The organism is Asticcacaulis aquaticus, assembly GCF_028550415.1.
GTDB classification, from domain to species: domain Bacteria; phylum Pseudomonadota; class Alphaproteobacteria; order Caulobacterales; family Caulobacteraceae; genus Asticcacaulis; species Asticcacaulis aquaticus.
The window spans coordinates 193,990-214,674 of the sequence record NZ_JAQQKX010000003.1 but is presented as its reverse complement, the minus strand read 5'-3'; the positions used below and the strand labels follow the sequence as shown (position 1 = coordinate 214,674).

Annotated in this window: 15 protein-coding genes and 1 tRNA gene; 9 read left to right on the top strand and 7 right to left on the bottom strand. The window is 61.9% G+C overall.

The window, feature by feature from the left end; translation table 11 throughout:
- Position 1: 1 nt before the first annotated feature.
- Positions 2-556: a hypothetical protein gene (locus PQU92_RS05790; protein ID WP_272747260.1), complete on the top strand. Its 555-nt coding sequence runs from the start codon at positions 2-4 to the stop codon at positions 554-556.
- 23 nt (positions 557-579) lie between these two features.
- On the opposite strand, the gene PQU92_RS05785 is transcribed toward PQU92_RS05790, so the two are convergent.
- A complete protein-coding gene (locus tag PQU92_RS05785) occupies positions 580-1,017 on the bottom strand; it encodes a hypothetical protein (RefSeq protein WP_272747259.1) in 438 nt (145 codons plus the stop codon).
- 89 nt (positions 1,018-1,106) lie between these two features.
- On the opposite strand from PQU92_RS05785, the gene PQU92_RS05780 reads away from it, so the two are divergent.
- Complete coding sequence (locus tag PQU92_RS05780; RefSeq protein WP_272747258.1) at positions 1,107-2,534, top strand: HD-GYP domain-containing protein; 1,428 nt, start codon at positions 1,107-1,109, stop codon at positions 2,532-2,534.
- A gap of 74 nt (positions 2,535-2,608) precedes the next feature.
- Here the strand turns inward: PQU92_RS05780 and PQU92_RS05775 are convergent, their stop codons facing one another.
- Together PQU92_RS05775 and PQU92_RS05770 are read right to left on the bottom strand one after the other, a co-directional pair.
- Positions 2,609-3,541: a restriction endonuclease gene (locus PQU92_RS05775; protein WP_272747257.1), complete on the bottom strand. Its 933-nt coding sequence runs from the start codon at positions 3,539-3,541 to the stop codon at positions 2,609-2,611.
- 104 nt (positions 3,542-3,645) lie between these two features.
- Positions 3,646-3,732, bottom strand: a tRNA-Leu gene (locus PQU92_RS05770).
- A gap of 220 nt (positions 3,733-3,952) precedes the next feature.
- Between PQU92_RS05770 and PQU92_RS05765 the strand changes: the two genes are divergently transcribed.
- Positions 3,953-4,924: a complex I NDUFA9 subunit family protein gene (locus PQU92_RS05765; protein ID WP_272747256.1), complete on the top strand. Its 972-nt coding sequence runs from the start codon at positions 3,953-3,955 to the stop codon at positions 4,922-4,924.
- Between the two features lie 43 nt (positions 4,925-4,967).
- On the opposite strand, the gene PQU92_RS05760 is transcribed toward PQU92_RS05765, so the two are convergent.
- Positions 4,968-5,765, bottom strand: a complete 798-nt coding sequence (locus PQU92_RS05760; protein ID WP_272747255.1) for an undecaprenyl-diphosphate phosphatase — start codon at positions 5,763-5,765, stop codon at positions 4,968-4,970.
- A gap of 48 nt (positions 5,766-5,813) precedes the next feature.
- Complete coding sequence (locus tag PQU92_RS05755) at positions 5,814-6,998, bottom strand: citrate/2-methylcitrate synthase (RefSeq protein ID WP_272747254.1); 1,185 nt, start codon at positions 6,996-6,998, stop codon at positions 5,814-5,816.
- Positions 6,999-7,175: 177 nt separating this feature from the next.
- On the opposite strand from PQU92_RS05755, the gene PQU92_RS05750 reads away from it, so the two are divergent.
- The 6 genes from PQU92_RS05750 (at position 7,176) to PQU92_RS05725 (ending at position 14,465) form a co-directional block, all read left to right on the top strand.
- The gene (locus PQU92_RS05750) at positions 7,176-8,135 is read left to right on the top strand and encodes a cation diffusion facilitator family transporter (RefSeq protein ID WP_272747253.1); all 960 of its coding nucleotides are present in this window, start codon (positions 7,176-7,178) and stop codon (positions 8,133-8,135) included.
- Positions 8,136-8,149: 14 nt separating this feature from the next.
- Positions 8,150-8,842, top strand: a complete 693-nt coding sequence (fzlA, locus tag PQU92_RS05745) for an FtsZ-binding protein FzlA (protein ID WP_272747252.1) — start codon at positions 8,150-8,152, stop codon at positions 8,840-8,842.
- A 182-nt stretch (positions 8,843-9,024) separates the two neighbouring features.
- Positions 9,025-10,137 (top strand): tRNA epoxyqueuosine(34) reductase QueG, encoded by a 1,113-nt coding sequence (gene queG, locus PQU92_RS05740; protein ID WP_272747251.1) that lies wholly within the window; start codon positions 9,025-9,027, stop codon positions 10,135-10,137.
- On the top strand, positions 10,127-11,161 hold the full coding sequence (locus PQU92_RS05735; protein ID WP_272747250.1) for a glycosyltransferase family 2 protein: 1,035 nt from the start codon (positions 10,127-10,129) through the stop codon (positions 11,159-11,161). Before queG ends, PQU92_RS05735 begins: the two co-directional genes overlap by 11 nt.
- On the top strand, positions 11,158-12,771 hold the full coding sequence (gene pgi / locus PQU92_RS05730; protein WP_272747249.1) for a glucose-6-phosphate isomerase: 1,614 nt from the start codon (positions 11,158-11,160) through the stop codon (positions 12,769-12,771). The genes PQU92_RS05735 and pgi overlap by 4 nt, the downstream gene beginning before the upstream one ends.
- A 224-nt stretch (positions 12,772-12,995) precedes the next feature.
- Entirely contained in the window at positions 12,996-14,465 is a 1,470-nt protein-coding gene (locus PQU92_RS05725) for an SEL1-like repeat protein (RefSeq protein ID WP_272747248.1), read from the top strand.
- A gap of 119 nt (positions 14,466-14,584) precedes the next feature.
- Here PQU92_RS05725 and gltB read toward each other — a convergent pair whose 3' ends face one another.
- Together gltB and PQU92_RS05715 are read right to left on the bottom strand one after the other, a co-directional pair.
- Positions 14,585-19,111: a glutamate synthase large subunit gene (gene gltB, locus PQU92_RS05720; RefSeq protein ID WP_272747247.1), complete on the bottom strand. Its 4,527-nt coding sequence runs from the start codon at positions 19,109-19,111 to the stop codon at positions 14,585-14,587.
- Positions 19,108-20,553, bottom strand: a complete 1,446-nt coding sequence (locus PQU92_RS05715) for an NAD(P)-dependent oxidoreductase (protein WP_272747246.1) — start codon at positions 20,551-20,553, stop codon at positions 19,108-19,110. Before PQU92_RS05715 ends, gltB begins: the two co-directional genes overlap by 4 nt.
- Positions 20,554-20,685: the final 132 nt, after the last annotated feature.

Sequence of the window (20,685 nt, the reverse complement as noted above, 5' to 3'; positions counted from 1 at the left end):
GATGAAACGCCTGTTTCTGCTTCTTTTCGGCCTGCTGTGCTTACCCCTGAACGCTAACGCCGCAGCTTTGACGATCGCCAAATCGTCGCTGCTGATGTCGGACCCGCTCAACGGCATCACCAGCCCAAAGGCTATCCCCGGCGCCGTCGTCGACTATACGGTGAAGATCACCAATCCCAACGGCATCTTCACCACGGTGACGCCGGTGGCGATCACCGACGCCCTGCCGCCGCGCACGAAATTCTATGTCGGTGCACTGGGCTCGCTCAGCTTGAATAGTGTCAATCTGGTCACCACAGGACCGGTCGCCTTCTACGACGACAATCTCCTCGGCCTCGGCCTTCTGGGCAGCGATCTGAGCTACACCTACGGCGGCCTGAGCAGTGGGACGGATTCGATAGCCTTTTCCAACGATAACGGCGCGACCTGGGGCTATACGCCGACGGCCGACGCAGACGGTTATGACGCCAACATAACCAATATCCGCGTCACGCTCAGCGGCACCTTCCGCGCCGGGTCCAACTTCAGTCTGAGGTATCGCATCATGATCAAATAGGGTCGTAGACGAGCGGCCAGCGCTTACGCCAGAGCGATACGCCGATCCTTTTCGACCCGAAGCATCCCCGCCAAGAGCGCCCCAAGCAAGGCATAACCGCCCCAGAAACTGTTGGCCGTGATATAGACGTACAGGCTGACCTGCGGCGTCAGAAGCGGCGCGAAATGACAGGCGACCGCCACCAGCATGAACGCTGCCGCACAGGCGGTCCATAGCTTGCGCGTAGTGAACGACAGCCAGACGAAGCCGATCAGCACCATCGTATCGACGATGGCGATGCCCACATCCATGCCCGGACGCGGGGTCTGAACCAGCGGCGAGGCGACCCAGCCGAACCAGATCAGCCCCGTGCCGATCCGCTCGGTCCGGGTGCCGCGCCATAGCGCCCAGATGCCGAAGACGATCGCCAGAACGAGGCTGGTCTTCGACCAGATGAGATTGATCAAGTGCAGACGGTCCATAAGCGGCCTATATCAGCGGGCGCGGAACCGACGCAACGGCTTCTTAAGCGTGTCCGGTCTATGGTCACGGCCTGACCTCCGGAGCGGACATGACAAAGGCCCCCAAACTCCCGCTGGTGACGGCGAAAAACCTCAGACTCTCGGAGCTTCTGAGCGCCTTTTCCTATGCGCTCGATATCACCGAAGGCCAGCCCGAAGGGCACTGCGTCCGCTGCTGCTGGATCGGGATGCACGTCGGCGAGGAACTGGGCATGTCGCCGCAGGAACTGTGGGAACTGTACTATGTCCTGCTGCTCAAGGATTTGGGCTGTTCGTCGAACGCCGCGCGCATCTGCCAACTCTATCTGACCAACGATCTCGATTTCAAACGCGATTTCAAAGAGATCGACACCGGCCTGTCGGATGTGATGCGCTTCGTCATTTCACACACGGGACTAAAGGCCGATCTGGCCGAACGCTTCCGCGCCGTGGTCAATATCTTCAAGAACGGTGGCGAAATCGCCCGCGAACTGATCGAAACCCGTTGCCAGCGCGGGGCCGATATCGCGCGTCAATTGCGTTTCTCCGAACATATCGCCGTCGGCATCCGCGATCTGGACGAGCATTGGGACGGTCGCGGCCAGCCGATGAAGCTGTCGCGCAATGCCATTTCGCCCTATGCCCGCATCGCGCTGCTCAGTCAGTGCGTCGATGTCTTTTTCATGAGCCGGGGCCGCGACGCTGCCAAGGACGAGGTGCTGAAACGGGCCGGGACGTGGTTCGAGCCCGAGGCCGTCGATGCGTTTCTGGAAATCTGCGACCGCGACGGCTTCTGGGACGGCCTCGGCTCGCCCGACATCGCCGCGCGGGTGCAGGCGCTGGAGCCACCCCACGCCGAGGTCGAACTGGACGAGGACTATCTCGACGATATCGCCATCGCCTTCGGGCAGGTGGTCGATTCCAAGAGCCCCTACACGGCAGGCCATTCGTCGCGCGTCGCGCTCTATACCGATATGATCGCCGAGGTGCTGGGCCTTGAAGCGCATCAAAGGCGCTGGTTGAAACGCGCTGCCCTGCTGCACGATGTCGGCAAGCTGGGCGTCTCGAATACCATCCTCGACAAGCCGGGCAAACTGGAGGGCGACGAGTGGACGCAGATGCAGGCCCATGCCCTGCACACCGAGACCATATTGTCGCGCATCGGGGCGTTTTCGGAACTGGCCAAAATCGCCGGCGCGCACCACGAACGGCTGGACGGCAAGGGCTATCCGCACGGTCTGGGGGCCGACGAAATCAGTTTCGAAACGCGGATCATCTCTGTGGCGGACTTTTTCGACGCCCTGACGGCCGACCGGCCCTACCGCGCCGCCATGCCGGTGTGGAAGGCTTTGGAAATCATCGGCGAGAGCGTCGGCAACGCTATCGACCCCGTGTGTTTCGAGGCCCTGAAAACCGCTATCGACCGCATCGAGACGAACTCTACGACCGGCACAGTACATATGGATGCCGAGGACCGGCCCCTGCAACGCATTGCGTGAATTTGATTTTATTAGTCTAAGCGAAGCCTATCTAGGCCAATTACAAACCCGGATCGTTTGAGTACAACTGGATACTAATCTTCAATAAAAAAATCTTCATCCAACCGCTTCACCTCAATGGTGCGCGCGACACGTACACCAACACCGTGTTCAATCATCAAATCCGCGAGACGATCTCCGTCAATTAATACAATGCGTTGAGGCAAGTGACGTACGAAATCTGTGGCTGGCATGCTGAAGCTGGATGTTGTGACGAAAACACCTTTAGCCGCCCCAAAGCCAACTAGGCTACCAACAAATGCCTGAACCTCGGGGCGCCCAACACCGATATGCGGCGCATAACGCTTGGCTTGTACATAAATACGATCAAGGCCGAGGCGATCCTCATCGATCACACCGTCAACACCACCATCCCCTGTTTTACCAAGCCGTCTCGCAGCGTCTTCATGACTGCCCCCGTAACCCATGCTCACGAGTAGATCGACAATGGCGCGCTCGAAAAAAGCCGGACTTTGTGCCAAAATACGTTGAAGCAGGTCTGTTTTTAAAGCCTGATGCAATACGGTTTGAGCGGAGTCGATTTGTTCTTCCGGCGTAGCTACATTTGAGACTTCAACTACGGAAGATGGAGCCAGCGGAATTTCCGAATTGTCAGAAGTGGTATTGTTAGTGAAGTAGAACTCCAAAAAGGCCGGGTAGTTTTTAAGCGTCTGCACATCGATAAAACTGGGATTCTTGGCAAGCAGATTACGACCTTCTTCACTTGCGACAAAACGTCCCCGCGAAGGGCTGTCAATCAATCCGGCCTTGGACATGTAAAATTTGGCCCAATGGATGCGATTGTGAAGTAATCTTTGCCGACCGCTAGGCAACAACGCCTCTCTTTCGATCTCAGTGAGTCCCAACAGTTCGGAGATACGATCAGCTACGTCAGGTACACGAGTCTCTCTCACTGCCGCCATACGCAGCACGGGCAACATCAGAGCTTGATAATCGGGGATAGGCATCCGGTCGGTCCACACAGCAACTGCAAGTATGCATAGCTTTAGGCCACGGCCTGAGACGCATTTCAAGGCATTAAAAAACCCGCCGAACGGCGGGTTTTTTAAGATGGTGCCCAGGAAAGGACTCGAACCTTCACGACTGTTACATCACTGGCACCTGAAGCCAGCGCGTCTACCAATTCCGCCACCTGGGCACTCGTCTTAGGTGGTAGTTCCCCGATCTCGCGACCGGAGGAGGGCCTGATACCGATAATGACCGGGCAGGTCAATGACATTTTTTGCGCTTTATGACATTTCCACAGATGCGTGCGGCCAAAAACCTGTTCCGTACTCCGCTTGGGGATTGCGGCGCCTATGGCCATGCGCTAATTGAGGACATTACTTATTACCCACAGCGCTTTCAGGACCTCTCCCATGGCTACTCCGTTCGACACGAAACTGGTTACGGTGTTCGGCGGCTCCGGCTTCGTCGGCAAGCAGGTCGTGCGCGCCCTCGCTCAGCGCGGCTGGCGCGTCCGCGTCGCCGTGCGCAAGGCGACCTACGCCTATGATCTGAAACCGCTGGGCGGCGTCGGGCAAATTCAGGTCACCCGCTGCGATGTGCGCAAGGAGGCCGATATCGCCGCCGCGCTCAACGGCGCCTCGGCGGTCGTCAATCTGGTCGGCATTCTTTATGAAACGCCGTCGCAAAGCTTCGACGAACTGCACCGCAGTGCGTCCAAGGCCATTGCCGAGGCCGCCGCCGCACGGGGCATCAGTGACTTCGTGCAGATTTCGGCCCTCGGTGCCGACGCCAAATCCGGCTCGAAATACGCCGCGTCCAAGGGGCAGGCCGAGGCCGCGGTACACAAGGCGATCGCGTCGGCCATCATCGTGCGTCCGTCGGTCGTTTTCGGCCCGCAGGACGGTTTCTTCACCAGCCTGGCCCAGCAGGTCAAGCTGTTCCCGCTCATGCCGTCGATCGGCGGCGGCAAGACGAAGTTCCAGCCGGTCTATGTGGGCGACGTCGCCCGCGCCGTCGGTGAAGTGCTGGGTAATGCCGCCTATGCCGGCCAGACCTTCGAGCTGGGCGGCCCCGAAGTGTTCACCTATAACGAGCTGGTGACCTATGTCGGTCAGGAAGTGCAGTCGCCGCGCCCGCTGGTATGGATGCCGGTCTTCGCCGCGCGTCTGATCGCATTGGTCGGCGATGTCTCGTCGTTCCTGATCAAGCCGCTGCTGACCAACGATCAGGTCACCCTGCTGCAAAGCGATAATATCGTGACGGGCAAGACGCTCGGTTTCAAGGATCTGGCTATCGCGCCGACGGCGGTCGAGTCGGTGGTCCCGTCCTACCTCTGGCGCTTCCGCAAGAACGGTCAGTTCGCCGAAGTGGTCAACGGGTAAATCAAAAGGCCTCCGGAAACGGAGGCCTTTTGATTTTGCGTGTTTAGTGCCCCAGCGACAGCAGGATCAGGCCGATCCCGCCCACCGCGATGCGCCACAGGGCGAAGATGCCATAGCCGTTCTTGGCCACGAAGTTCAGTACCCCCCGCACGACGAACAGCGCCGTCACGAAGGCCGTAATAAAGCCCACAGCGACCAGACCCGCGTCGTTAAAGCTCATCTGGTCGTGCGTCTTATAGACATCATAGGCAAAGGCTCCCGCCATGGTCGGCATGGCGAGAAAGAACGAAAACTCCGCCGCCGCCTTCTTTTCGACCTTGCACAGCATGGCTCCGATCAGGGTCGAGCCCGACCGGGACATGCCCGGCACCATGGCCAGACATTGAAACAGGCCGATGACCAGCGAGGTTTTCCAGCTCAGGCGCATGGCGTCGCCGTGCGTCGGCGTCGGCGCGTATTTATCAACGGCCCACAGGATGATCCCGCCGACGATCAGGCTGATGCAGATCAGTTGCGGACTCTCAAATAGCACGGTCTTGATGAAGTCGTGCAGGACGACGCCCAGCACCAGCGCCGGGAAAAACGCGATGAGGATCGAGACGACGAAACCGCGCGACTCCGGCGACGACGGCAGCGTGATCAGCACGTTCCACAGGCGGTTGAAATAGAGGCTCAGCAGGGCCAGAACCGCGCCCAGCTGGATAAGGACTTCGAACGCCTTGCCCTGTGAGTCGAAGCCCAGGAAATGTGACAGCAGCAGCAAATGGCCGGTCGACGAAACGGGGATATATTCGGTCAGGCCTTCGACAAAGCCCAGAAATACCGCAATCAGATAGTCCATGCCCGCTCCTAAAGCTGCCTCCACGCAGCCTTACGAGCCTATGCTTTATCAGGCGTTAACGACAGGATTTTCACCAATATAACGCAAGCGAATATTAGGGCGCGACTTCGACTCCGTCTGCTCGATCGCATGGGCCAGCCAGCCGGCCGAGCGCCCGACACCGAACAGGGTGAACGGCGCTTCCTTCGGCAAGTCCAGATGCCGCCCGATCAGGGCCAGAGCCAGCGTAAAGCCCAGCGGCTTGCCGGTCAGGTCTTCACCCACCGCACGGATCGTTTTCAGGTCCTCGCCGATATGGGGGGCCGCCTTCATCAGGCTTTCGGCGCGCAGGGCGTCGCAGGCCGACTGGCCTGTCTCGAAGCCCGGCAACTCGATGCCCTGACGCAGGAAGGTTTCGGCAACAAGGCGCGGATTGCCCTGACGCCGGACCTGCGTGACGAAGCTCTCGGCGCGCGACACGCGCCCCCCCAGCGCCGGACCCGACAGGGTCGCGAACCCGGCCATGACCGGCGCGGCCAGAGGTCCCTGCCCCGCCGCCGCCGCGCGCGCCGCCAGGGTCGCCTGATCAAGGCCGTTATCGGCCGACAGGACCAGCGCGCGGCGGATCAGATCGACGTCCTTGGGGTCGTTGACCTTCCACGCGCGGGCCAGCCGCTGATGGAAAAACAGGCGCGGACCGCCATTGGTCACGGCGTCGATCAGCTCGTTGAGCACGCCCGCCGCCTCCCCCTTGAGGTTGCGGTCGGGAATCGGTTCCGCCATCGCCTCTTCTTCGAGGCGACGCGACAACATGCCGAGTACACGGGCACGCGGGCTACCGGGGAAATTGACATCGGGGCGCGGCTTGAGCGCGCCGAAAGGGTTAGGCTCATCCGCCCACAGGAGCGCCGCCACCGCCTCGAAATTCTCGGTCTCGCTCAAAGCCAGAGAGTCGTGCGTGCGGTAATAGGGCCGGTCGTCGATGGCGACGAAGATTTCGGAATCGATGGCCGCCTCGCCGCGTACCGACGGCCCGCCGGTCAGGACGGGCTTCGGTGCCGGCACACCCGTCTGACGTCCCGGCGCGCGGGTCGAGAGGCGTTCGATATCGTCCAGCGCATAGAGGCTCTTGCGCGGATGCGTCGGGTCGGCACGCGCGGCGATCCGTTGGCGGCTCACATAGGCATAGAGAGTCTGCGGCTTGACATCGAGGCGTTCCAGCGCTTCGGCGCGGCTGATCCATTGACGTGACATGACGATATCCTGAGCGAGGGGTGTCAACACCTTGAGCAATCAAGATTGATTATTGCGCAAAATAAACCATAGCCGATGTTAAAAATCCATGGCCGATTAAAATCATCCTCGTTATTTTAGCGCGCCCTGCGGGCGTGGTGTGTTGACGCGCCCGCGCAACCGTGTGATCCCCTTGGCATGACGACTTTACCGCGTAAAAACGCTAATCCGTTCAGCTTCCGTAACCTGACGCCGGAACAGGCGGTACTGCGCGTATCGGCCCTGTCGGTGGTCGTGGCCGTGATCCTGATCGCTTTGAAAACCCTTGCGCTTTCGGCATCGGGCTCGGTGGCCGTCCTGGCGTCGCTGACCGATTCCGCGCTCGATCTGATTGCATCTCTCATCACCTTCTTCGCCGTGCGCTTCGCCCGGACCCCACCGGACAAGGAACACCCTTTCGGCCATGGCAAGGCCGAGGCGTTCAGCGCCTTGATACAGGCTGGACTGGTCTTTTTCTCGGCGGCCCTGATCCTCAGCGATAGCTGGGCCCATCTGCGCGATCCGCAGCCGGTCAGCGGCGGCGTCCTTTCGGTCGCGGTGATGATCGTGTCTCTGCTACTGACCAGCCTGTTGATCTGGGCACAGGCTCTCGCGGTCAGGGCGTCGGGCTCGGTTGCCGTCGCCGCCGACCGCGCCCACTACGCCGCCGATCTGGCCGGCAATGGTATCGCCCTGATCGGGGTCGGCGCGGCGTCTCTGGGCATCGTCCATATCGACGCCATCGCCGGGGGACTAATCGCGCTGTGGCTCCTGTGGGGCGCGGTGCAGGTTTTGCGTTCCGCCGCCGATCACCTGATGGACCGTGCCATGGACGACGACGATATCGCACGTATCATCGAAGCCGCCTGCGCCGCGCCGGACGTGCTGAACGTCCACCGGTTGCGCACACGTATTTCCGGGCCGCACCGGCTTATCCAGATGCATATGGCGCTACCCGCCGATCTGAGCCTTGTCAGGGCGCATGAAATAATCCTAAGCGCGGAGCAACGCATCTTGAGCGTCTTCCCGAACGCCGATATCCTGATTCACCCCGATCCGGAGGGGGCTTCCGAACCGCATGGCGGCGTATTTTCAGGCGTTTCTTCCCGCGCCGAGTAGAGTATAACGAGCCGATGACATTCCCGCAGCGCACGCTCCATCATTTCGCCTTCGATCCGCATTCCCGCCTTGTGCGGTTGGCTTTGGGCGAAAAGAAACTGCCCTTCGACGAGGTGCCTATCAAATACTGGGAGCCGACCGACGACCTTATCCGCATGAACCCGTCGGGTTTGCTGCCCGTGCTGGTAGAGCTCTTCGATCACGGACGCACGGTCACCCTGTGCGAGAACCGCGCCATCCTTGAACATCTGGACGAAGCCGCACCGGAGATTCGCCTATGGCCCACCGACCCGCAGGAGCGTGGCGAGGCGCGGCGTCTTGTCGGCTGGTTCGAGCGTAAGTTCGATTGGGACGTCAACTCGCTGCTGCTGCATGAAAAGATGGAAAAGCGCCTGATGGGGCTGGGGGCGCCCAACCTGCAAAATCTGCGCGCCGGTCGCGAGGCCTTGCGCGACCATCTCAGCTATTTCGAGAGCCTGCTTGAGGCGCGCAACTGGCTGGCCGGGCGCAACCTGTCGTTCGCCGATTTCGCATTGGCCTCGCACCTCAGCGTCATCGACTATTTCGACGAGGTGAGTTGGGACAGGTTCAAGCACCTGAAGACGTGGTACATGGTCATCAAGTCGCGTCCGGCGTTCCGACCGCTGCTGTCGGACGTGCTGCCGGGGGTGGCGCCGTCGGCGCAGTACAAAGAGCTGGATTTTTGATGAGCTCCCCTTCCCCTTCTTCCCCTCGCCCCTGCGGGGAGAGGGTGGACGAAGGCGCTAGCCTTTGGCCGGGTGAGGGGGCAGCGCAGGCCCAACCTGCACCGCCTTCACCGACAACACCTATGCAGCCCCCTCACCCTAGCCGGGCCGCGCCTAGCCCTCTCCCCGAAGGGGCGAGGGGATTGATCGAGCAAAAAGCCCTCGACCTCGGCTTTGCCACCGTCGGCTTCGTCAATCTGCCGCAAACCTGGGAGGCGGCTGAGCGCCTGAAAGCCTTCGTGGCCGAGGGCTATCACGGTGCCATGACTTGGATGGAAGAGACGCTCGAACGCCGCCAGCACCCGCAGAACATGTGGAGCGGCGCGAAAAGCGCGATTGTACTGGGCTTCAACTACGGCCCCGACAGCGATCCGCTTGTGGGGCTCAACGAACCCGATATCGCCAATATCAGCGTCTATGCCCGCGGTGACGATTACCACGACCTGATCAAGAAAAAGCTCAAACTTCTGGCCACGGACATCGTCAAAATGGCCGGATGCGAGGTCAAGGTCTTCGTCGATACCGCGCCCCTGATGGAAAAACCGCTGGCGCAACTGGCGGGGCTCGGCTGGCAGGGCAAGCATACCAATGTGGTGTCGCGGGAATTCGGCTCGTGGATGTTTCTGGGCGTCATCCTGACCGATATGGAACTGCCGGAGGATCGGGCGGAAAAGGATCATTGCGGATCGTGCCGGTCGTGCCTCGATATCTGCCCGACCAACGCCTTCGTTGCACCCTATAAGCTCGATGCGCGGTCGTGTCTGTCGTACCTGACCATCGAATATCACGGTCACTGGCCGAAGCGGTTTCGCGAGCAGATGGGCAATCGCATCTATGGTTGCGACGACTGTCTGGCGGTCTGTCCGTGGAACAAGTTCGCGCAATCGGCAACCGAGGCGAAACTGATGGCGCGCGACGGCGCGACCACCATGCCGCTGTTCGAGCTGGCGCAGCTCGACGACCCGGCGTTCCGCGCTTTGTTTTCCAAGTCGCCCATCAAACGCATAGGTCTTGTGACCTTTCTGCGTAACATCCACTATGCGATCGGCAACAGCTTCGGCGATCTGGTGGACTTCGAAAAAATAGACCCGCTGGTGCGCAATCTGCGCCACGACAGCCCCGTCGTGCGTGGTTCGGCGGTGTGGGCCTTGTCGCGCGGCCTCCCGCCTCAGGATTTCGCCGCCTTGCGCGACATGTGTTTGCCGGAGGAGACCGATCCGGAGGTTCTGGCTGAATGGAGACAGGATGCCGCCTAGATTCTCGCTTATCGTGCTGGCCTATCAGAGCGGCGGTTATCTCGAACGCTGCATCGAGGCGCTGAAGGCGCTTGAGTGCGCCCCGCAAAGTGGAAGCCGGTTTTCGGAATCGGGTGCACGACAAACGATCGATTTCGAGATCATCCTTGCCGACAACGGCTCGACCGACGGTGCCCCGCAACAGGTCATCGCCAAACACCCTGATGTGCGGTTTGTCGATAACGGCGGCAATATGGGCTTCGCCAAAGGCATGAACCAAGCCGCCGGTCACGCGAAAGGCCAGTGGCTGGCCTTCATCAACCCCGACGTCTTCGTTCACGCCACGTGGCTGGCGCAGATGGACGCCGCGATCGAACAATACCCCGACACCCGCATCTTCACCTCGCTGCAACTGGACCCGCAGGACCAGACGATCCTCGACGGCGCCGGCGACGGGATGACGTTTTTCGGCTTCCCCTTTCGCATGGGGTATCGCGCATCTAAACCACCGCATATTCCGGTCAGCGAGGTCTTTTCCCCGTGCGGTGCGGCCTTCGTCATCGAACGCGGCCTGTTTGAGCGCCTGAACGGCTTTTACGAGCGCTTTTTTATCTATTGTGAGGACGCCGATCTGGGGATGCGGGCGCGCTTGCAGGGTGAGCGAGTCCTGCTGATCCCTGAGGCGAAGGTCGATCATATCGGCTCGGCGACCTTGGGGGCACGGTCGGATTTCGCACTCTATCACGGTTACCGCAACCGGTTATGGATGTATCTGAAAAACACGCCCGGACCGGTGATGGCCTTAACGCTCCTGCCGCATATCGGGTTTAGCTTGTCTATCGCGCTGAAGGATGTATTGAAGGGACGCGGCACCATCGTCGGTCGCGCCCTGAGGGAAGCCATTTTCGGCTTGGGCGCGGTATGGGACGATCGCCGCGCCATACATAAAAAACGCCTTTTAACTTCATTCGATTTCTTACGTCTATTGACCTTTAGCCCGCGCCTGATCCTGCGCCGCGGGCTGGATTTACGGAGCCCAAAATGACCCTTTCTGCTGCCCTCGCTGCTCTGACCACCCAGGCGCATATCGACGCCAAGACGCCCATCGTGGCCAAGTTCGAGTATGAGGCCGACCGTCTGGGGCAGCAGTCGCTGTCCATCGCCGGGCTCTATGTCGATGTGTCGAAGCAGTCGTGGTCGCAGGCCGGGTTCGACGCCGCACTGGGCCTGTTCGACATCGCCGGCCTGAACGCCGCGCGCGAAAAGATGTGGACCGGTCAGGCGATCAACGTGTCTGAGGACCGCGCGGTCCTACACGTGGCCCTGCGCGATTCCGACAGCGAGAACCAGCGCCTGCGCGGCGCAGAGATCGCCGCCGACGTCAAGGGCGCCCGCGACGCCATGAAAGCCTATGCCGACGGTATCCGCGCGGGCGAGATCGTGGGCGCCACGGGCAAACCGTTCAGGACCATTATCCACATCGGTATCGGCGGGTCCGACCTCGGCCCGCGCCTGTTGTGGCAGGCGCTGGCCCCGCTCAAGCCGCAAATCGACATCCGTTTCGTTGCCAATGTCGACGGCTCGGAACTGGCCCTCGCCACCGCCGACCTCGATCCGGCGGAGACCCTGGTCATTGCCGTGTCGAAGACCTTCACCACGCAGGAAACCCTGACCAACTTCCTTGTGGCGCGCGACTGGATCATCGGCGCTCTGGGCGAAGACGCTGCCGCGAAACACCTCGCTGCCGTCTCCGCCGCGCCCGCCAAAACCTCCGCCTACGGCATCCCCGAAGACCGCGTCTTCGGCTTCAGGGACTGGGTCGGCGGCCGCTATTCGCTGTGGTCGGCGGTGTCGCTCAGCGTCATCATCGCCGGCGGTTACGACGTCTATGAACGCCTCCTATCCGGCGCGCATGAAATGGATCAGCACTTCCTGACCGCGCCCGCTGTTCAGAACGCCCCGCTGCTTCTGGCCGCAGCCCAAATCTTCAACCGTATCGCGCTGGATCGTCCGGCCCGCGCGGTCATCCCCTATGCGCACCGCCTGCGTCGCCTCGCCGCCTTCCTGCAGCAGCTGGAGATGGAATCGAACGGCAAGCGCACCGACGGCTATGGCAACCTGTTGCCGACCAAGACCTGCCCCATCGTCTTCGGCGACGAAGGCACCAATGCCCAGCACGCCTTCTTCCAGATGCTGCACCAGTCGGCAGACATCGTGCCGCTGGAACTGATTGCGGTGACATCGAACCCCGAAGCGCCGCTCGACATGCAGCAGAAGCTGCTGTCGAACGTCATCGCGCAGGGCGAGGCCTTCATGGTCGGCAAGTCGCTAGAGACGTCCGAGGTCGAATGCCGCGCGCTTGGGTTCGATGACGCCAAAACCGCGATCATCGCGCCGCAGAAGGTCTGTCCCGGCAACAAGCCGTCGACGCTGGTCCTGCTCGACGCACTAACGCCGGAAACGCTGGGCGCGCTGCTGGCGCTTTATGAGCACAAGACCTTCGCCGAGGGCATCGTCATGGGGCTGAACAGCTTCGATCAGTGGGGCGTGGAACTGGGCAAGACGCTGGCCACCAGCGTGCTGAAAGACATCACCGGCCCGGACATCGCTCCCCACGACCCCTCAACCACCGCCGCTATCGAAATAGTGAAGTAGGTGGTCCCGGCCTTCGTAAAACGCCCCGCCCCTTTCCTGCCTCAGGAAAGGGGTTTGTTGTTTCAGCCCGCCGCCGTATCGACATAACTGGTGAAAAATTTAATGTACGAATTTGACAAAATCGTACAAAAAATAAACTTGACGATAAAAATATAAGGCGCATTATACCGCATAAGTAGATTTCAGATATCCCTACAATCAAAATATATCCTGCAGGTGAGACCATGCTCAAATCCCTGAAATTTTGCGCGGCCCTGGCCCTGTGCCTCGCGACAGCCTCATCTCCGGCTCTGGCGCAGCCGCAACGACCGGATGCCAATGCCCGGGATGTGACGGACGTCACGGTCTTCCTGCGCCGCGATGCCAATGTGCCGCTGGACAATATCCGCATCAATCCTGGCTCGGCCTCAAGCTGCAACTTCTTCGGCACCTCGGCGATGGACAGCGACTATGCCCGCGACTACATGGCGCGCTTTGGCGGCGACCCGTCGCGCGGCTATGCCGGATCGGGCTATTTCAGCGCCTATTCGCCCTATGGCGACGCGTCACGCGATCCGTATGGCATGTCCTCGCCCTATGGTAACCCCAACACCTATGGCTCGCGTGGCATATACGATTATAATGACGGCAGCCGCTGTTCGCAGTCGGATTACAATTTTGCCGCCGGGCGCGCCTATATCCGCGCCCGCGACCGCACCCTGACCGATGCCTTCGCGCTCTTCGATCAGAAGAAGTATCCCGAAGCGCTCGACATGTTCCAGAAGTCGTACAAGAAGATCGGTTACGCCGAAGCGGCTCTGATGACCGGCCGCATGTACCTGCTGGGCCTTGGCACCAAGGCCGATACGCCGAAGGCGCTGGAATGGCTGCACAAGGCCGCCGAACAGCCCAACCCGCCCCGGACCCTGCGCTTCGACGCCAAGGCCCCCGAGCGCATGGATGCCGCCACCGAGGCCAGCATCGTTCTGGCCAAGATCTACCTGATCGGGCACGGCGTCGACAAGAATCCGGCCACGGCGCTGAAATGGTACCAGAAGGCCGCGTCGCGTGCCTACGTCCCGGCTTACAAAACCGTCGGCGATTTCTATTACTACGGTTTCGGTGTAAAAAAGGACGTGGTCCGCGCCAGTCGTAATTATAAAACGGCTGCTGAAAACGGCTTTGCCCCGGCTCAGATCGCCATGGCGCAGATTCTCGCGTCCGGTGACGATGGCGTCCCCGCCAATCCGAAAACGTCGCTCGGCTGGTACTATCACGCCGCCAAGGCCAACCATCCCGACGGCCTCTATGCTCTGGCCGTTGCCTACGACAAGGGACAGGGCGTCAAGGCCGATCCGAAACAGGCGCTGTACTATTACAAGGAAGCCGCCGTGCGCGGCAATCCGGCGGCGCAGAACGACATCGGCACCTATTTTGCCAAGGGCGACACGATCCTCCCCAAGGACGAAGCCATTGCCCGCAAATGGTTCGAGGTCTCAGCCAAGAACGGCGAGCCGGAGGCCATGTACAATCTGGCGGTCCTGCTGATGAAAGGGCAGGGCGGCCCGGTCGACCGCAAGAGCGCCTGGCTGTGGTTCACGGTGGCGCAAAAGGCCGGGCATCCGAATGCCGAAGCGGCGCTGAAGCAACTGGAGCCGCAGATGACGGCTGCCGAAAAAGCCGAGGCCGCCGCGGTTCTGGCCCCGAAATCGTAAGGCAGGGTCGCGGACCCTGCACCCGTTCGTTGGAGCATAAAAAGCCGCCCCTTTGCAGAGGCGGCTTTTTTGGTACTTCCGGTTAGGGGTGCAGGGGCTGCGCCCCTGCGTCTTTTCCCTTAGGCTACTGCGGCGGTTTGTTTCGCCTGTATCGCCAAAATCTCGTTCGGCATGACCTGAACGAAGGTTTTCAGAGCATTGGCCCAGTCATCAAGAATGGCCTCGGCGCGCGGCGATTGCGTCAGCGCGAAGTGCTCCGCGATCAGCGCCTTCAACTCGGCCTCGTCCTTCTCCGGCACCGGACGCAGCGTGATACCTTCCGGGTTGATGAAGTTCGGGAAGGTCGCTTCCGGGTCCCAGACATAGGCCACACCGCCGGTCATACCCGCGCCGAAATTGGCGCCGGTCTTGCCGAGGATGACGACCTTACCGCCGGTCATATATTCGCAGCCGTGCGCGCCGACGCCTTCGACCACGGTCGTGGCCCCAGAGTTACGGACGGCGAAGCGTTCACCGACGCGGCCCGCCACGAACAGCTTGCCCGAGGTCGCGCCGTAGAGGTTGGTGTTCCCGGCCAGCATCTGACCGTTCTGCCAGACCTTCGGACGGATGACGATGGTCGCGCCCGACAGGCCCTTACCCACGTAATCGTTCGACTCGCCGTTGAGGTCGATGAACAGGCCCTTGACCGCGAAGGCCCCCAGCGACTGACCTGCCGAACCGCGCAGTTGCAGGGTCAGATGGGCATCGGCCAGCTTGTCGCCGAAGTTCTTGACCAGCATGTGCGAGGTGCGCGTGCCGACCGCGCGCATGGTGTTGCGCACGTCGTAGGTCAGGGACATCTTCTCACCGCGCTGGATCAGCGGCACGGCGTCACGGACGATCTGAGCGTCCAGCGTATCGGCGACCTCATTGATCTCATGCGGCAAGGTGACCGGGGCCGACGGATCGCGCTCGACCTTGACCAGCAGCGGGTTGAGGTCGAGGTCGTCGAGGTGCGCCCCGCCGCGCGAGATCTGACGCAGCAGATCGGTGCGGCCGACGGCTTCGTCGAGCGAACGCAGGCCCAGAGAGGCCAGGATTTCGCGCACTTCCTCGGCGATGAAGCTGAACAGATTGATGACCTTTTCCGGCGTGCCGGTGAACTTGGCGCGCAGACGTTCGTCCTGCACGCAGATACCGACCGGGCAGGTGTTCGATTGACACTGACGCACGATGAGGCAGCCCATGGCCACCAGAGACGCCGTGCCGATGCCGAACTCTTCGGCCCCCAGCATGGCGGCGGTGACGATGTCGCGACCCGTGCGCATGCCGCCATCCGAACGCAGACGGATCTGGCCGCGCAGGTTGTTCAGCGTCAGCACCTGATGCGCTTCCGACAGGCCCAGTTCGAACGGCAGGCCGGCGAACTTGATCGAGGTGAGCGGCGACGCGCCCGTGCCGCCGACCTGACCGGAGACGAGGATCGCATCGGCCTTGGCCTTGGCGACGCCCGCGGCGACCGCACCGATGCCCGACTGCGAGACCAGCTTCACCGTGACGCGGCAGTTCGGGTTGATCTGCTTGATGTCGTAGATGAGCTGCGCCAGGTCTTCGATCGAATAGATGTCATGGTGCGGCGGCGGCGAGATCAGGCCCACGCCCGGCGTCGAGTGACGCATACGGGCAATGAATTCCGTGACCTTGAAGCCCGGAAGCTGGCCACCCTCGCCGGGCTTGGCACCCTGCGCGACCTTGATTTCGACTTCGCGGCACTGGTTCAGATATTCCGCCGTGACGCCGAAACGGCCCGAGGCGATCTGCTTGATGGCCGAGTTCGGGTTGTCACCGTTCGGACGACGAACGTAACGTTCCGGGTCCTCGCCGCCCTCACCCGACACCGAGCGCGCGCCGATGCGGTTCATGGCGATGTTCAGGGTCTCGTGCGCTTCGGGGCTGAGTGCGCCCAGCGACATGCCCGGCGTGACGAACCGCTTGCGGATTTCGTTGACCGATTCGACCTCTTCCAGCGCGATGGGCGCGGATTTGGGCGCCCAGTCGAGCAGGTCGCGCGGCGCGGTCGGCGTGTCCTTCGACATCTTCGCGACCATGTTGGAATAGGTCTTGAAGGTCTTGTAATCGCCGCGCGTCGTCGCGTCCTGAAGCAGATGGATCAGCTTCGGCTGATAGTAGTGGGTCTCACCGGCGGCGCGCATCTTGTAGAAGCCACCGATCGGGATGAGGGCGCGCTTCGACGCCCACGCCGTGTCGTGCAGGGCCTTCAGCTTGGTTTCGATACCGGCGAGGCCGATACCCGAAATACGCGAGGTCACGCCGGGGAAGAACTCCGCCACCAGCGCCCGCGACAGGCCCAGCGCTTCGAATTCGTAGCCGCCGCGATAGGACGAGATGATCGAGATGCCCTTCTTGGCCAGAATCTTCATCAGACCGGCCTCGATGGACTTCTTGTAGTTCATGAAGCACTTGTACGAGGTCTGGCTGCCGTAGCGGCCCTTGTCCAGACGCTCCTGCATCAGCTCCAGCGCCAGATACGGGTTGACCGCCGTCGCGCCGACGCCGACCAGCACCGCGAAGGCGTGGCTGTCCATGGCTTCGGCCGAGCGAACGATGATCGAAACGAACGAGCGCAGGCCCTCCTGCACGAGGCGCGCGTGAACGCCCGCCGCCGCCAGAATCATCGGCACGCCCATGCGGTCGGGACCGGCGTTCTGATCGGTGAGGACAATCATGCCCGCACCGTTTTTAACGGCGGCCACGGCCTCGTCCCGGATCGAGTCAAGCACGGCGCGCAGGGCGGCACCGGGTTTCGCACCCTCTTCCGGCAGCGGGAACGAGCAGTCCAGTTCGGCGACCTGACCGACATTGCTGGTTTCCAGCAGACGGTCGTACATGCCGGTCGTCATGAACGGCGAGTCCATGACCAGCACATTGGTCTGGGCTTCGTCTTCGGCGAGGATGTTGCCGAGGTTCTTGAAACGCGTCTTGAGCGACATGCCGGCTTCTTCGCGCAGCGGGTCGATCGGCGGGTTGGTCACCTGCGCGAAGTTCTGACGGAAATAGTGCGACAGGGGGCGCCACTCGTTCGACAGAACCGCCAGCGGCGTGTCGTCGCCCATCGAACCGATGGCTTCCTTGCCGTCCTTGACCATGGCATCGAGCACGGTGTCGAGGTCTTCGAGGGTGAAGCCCGCCGCGATCTGACGGCGGTCCAGTTCCTCACCGTGGAAGGAGCGCGGCTCCGGCCCCGGCTCGATGATCGAATCGACATCGACCATGTTGTCCAGCCACTGCGTGTAGTCGTGCTTGCCCGCCAGCGCGTCGAGGATCTCGTCCTCGCCGAAATACTGACCGGCCTCAAGGTCGACCGCGATCATGCGGCCCGGCGCGATGGTGGCGCGCTTAGAGACGCGGTCTTCCGATACGCCGGTCATGCCCGCTTCGGAGCCGACGATCAGCAGGCCGTCGTGGGTTTGCGTGACGCGCAGCGGACGCAGGCCGTTGCGGTCCTTACCGGCGATGACCCAGCGGCCATCGGTGGCGCAGACGGCGGCGGGGCCGTCCCACGGCTCCATCACGGCGTTGCAGTAGGCATAGAGCGCGCGGTGCGATTCCGGCATGGTCACGGCCTGCTTCGACCAGGCTTCCGGCAGCAGCAAGGCCTTGGCCATCGGCGCCGAGCGACCGGCGCGGACCAGCAGTTCGAACACGTTGTCGAGCGCGGCGGAGTCCGAACCGCGCGGCTGGATGACCGGCTTCACGTCCTTGTCGTTTTCACCGAAGGTCGCCGCCGCCATGCGGATTTCGTGCGACTTCATCCAGTTGACGTTGCCGCGCAGGGTGTTGATTTCACCGTTGTGCGCCAGCATGCGGAAGGGCTGGGCCAGACGCCATTCGGGGAAGGTGTTGGTCGAGAAGCGCTGGTGGAAGATCGCGACGCTGGAGGCGAAGCGCGGGTCTTTCAGGTCGAGATAGAAGTCGTCGACCAGCTCGGCGCGGAACATGCCCTTATAGATGAGCGTCTTCGACGAGAAGGAGCACAGATAGCAGTCGAGATTGGCTTCATCGACGCGCTTTTCGATGCGGCGGCGGCAGAGGAACATGGCGCGTTCCAGCGCCTCATCCGTCAGGCCTTCCGGCGCGGCCATCATGATCTGTTCGATTTCCGGGCGCGTGGAATTGGCGCGCGTGCCCAGTTGCGACACGTCGACCGGAGCCTGACGCCAGCCATAGAGATAGAAGCCCGAGCGGAGGATTTCCGACTCGACGATGGTCCGTGCGGCTTCCTGAGCGCCGAGATCGGCGCGCGGCAGGAAGACCTGACCGACGAGGACGGGACCCGGACGCGGCTCGTGGCCGATATTGCGCACCTGCTCGCGGAAGAAGTCCTGCGGCACCGACAGCATGATGCCCGCACCGTCGCCCGACTTGCCGTCGGCATCGACCGCACCGCGGTGGAACAGGGCTTTCAACGCCTTGACGGCCAGCTCGACGACGTCGCGACGGGCAGAGCCGTCGATGGAGCAGACCACGCCGACGCCGCAGGCATCGATTTCCGAAGCCGGGTCGTAGGCATGCGCGTCGATCAGGTTTTTGCGGTTACGATGATAGAGTTCGTAAGCGAACGAGGAACCGGACGTGGTCGTCATTGCGCGGCCTCCAGAGACACGGAAACATTGGACTGAATATAGTGGTGGATGTCGGCGGCGGCGTCCTGACCTTCGCGGACGGCCCACACGACCAGCGACGCGCCACGGACGATGTCGCCCGCCGCGAAAACGCCCGGCACGAAGGTCTGGAACTCACCGGCCTGCACCTTGATGGTGCCCCACTTGGTGACTTCGAGACCCGGCTGATTGAACATGACCGGGATGTTTTCCGGCTCGAAACCGAGCGCCTCGATGACCAGATCGGCGGGGAGGTCGGATTCGGCACCGGGGATATCCTCGATGCCCTGACGGCCCTGCGCGTCCGGCGTGGTCAGGCGCATGCGCTGGATGCGCAGGCCCGTGGCGTGGTCGGCGTCGCCCAGTACGGCCTTGGGGGCCGACAGCCATTCGAACGACACGCCTTCTTCTTCAGCATTGGTCACTTCGCGGTCGGAACCCGGCATGTTGGCGCGGTCACGGCGATAGACGCAGGTGACCGACTTCGCGCCCTGACGGGTGGCGGTGCGCACGCAGTCCATGGCCGTGTCGCCGCCGCCGATGACGACGACGTGCTTGCCCTTGGCGTTCAGATGCGCTTCGGCGGCTTCTTCGACATTGTAGCCGAAGCCTTCCTTGTTCGCCATGGTCAGGTAGTCCAGCGCCACGACGACACCCGTCGAGCCGCAGCCCGGCACGGTCAGGCGGCGCGTCTTATAGACACCGGTTGCCACGAGGATCGCGTCGTGCTTTTCGCGCAGTTCCTCGAAGGTGACGTCTTCACCGATGTCGCAGTTGAGCACGAACTCGACGCCCGACGCGGCCAGACGGTCGGTGCGGCGCGCCACGACATCCTTTTCCAGCTTGAACGACGGAATGCCATAGGTCAGCAGGCCGCCCGCACGGTCGTAGCGATCATAGATGGTGACCTTATAGCCCAGCGTGCGCAGTCGGTCGGCGGCCGCGATGCCCGCCGGACCCGCGCCGATGATACCGACGCTTTGGTCACGCTCCTGCACCGGGACGATGGGCTCGATCCAGCCGTTCTCAAACGCCAGGTCGCCGAGGTGACGCTCGACCGCGCCGATGGTGACGTTTTCCCAGCCGGATTGTTCCAGCACGCACGAGCCTTCGCACAGGCGGTCCTGCGGACAGATGCGGCCACAGATTTCCGGCAGGGCCGAGGTCGCCGACGACAGGCGATAAGCCTCCTCATAACGCCCTTCGGCGGTCATGCGCAGCCAGTCGGGGATGTTGTTTTGCAGCGGGCAGCCCGACTGACAGAACGGGATGCCGCACTGGGCGCAGCGCGAGGCCTGCTTGTCGGCCTGCCCCGGTTTGAAGTCGGCATAAATCTCACCGAAGTTGTTAATTCGGGTCTTCGCCTCAGCCTTGCTTGGCGTTTTCTTATGTTCAACGACGAAGCGGTTCGTCTCATAGCTCATAGGCTTAACCCTTATAACTCGGTGCGGACTCTTCCGTTTAAGGAAGGTTTTCGGTGTCCGTTTTGTTTTAGCGCACTAAAACGCTCGTAAAGCGCAAAAGTCCGGTTATGCAAAGCGGAAAATGCAGATTCC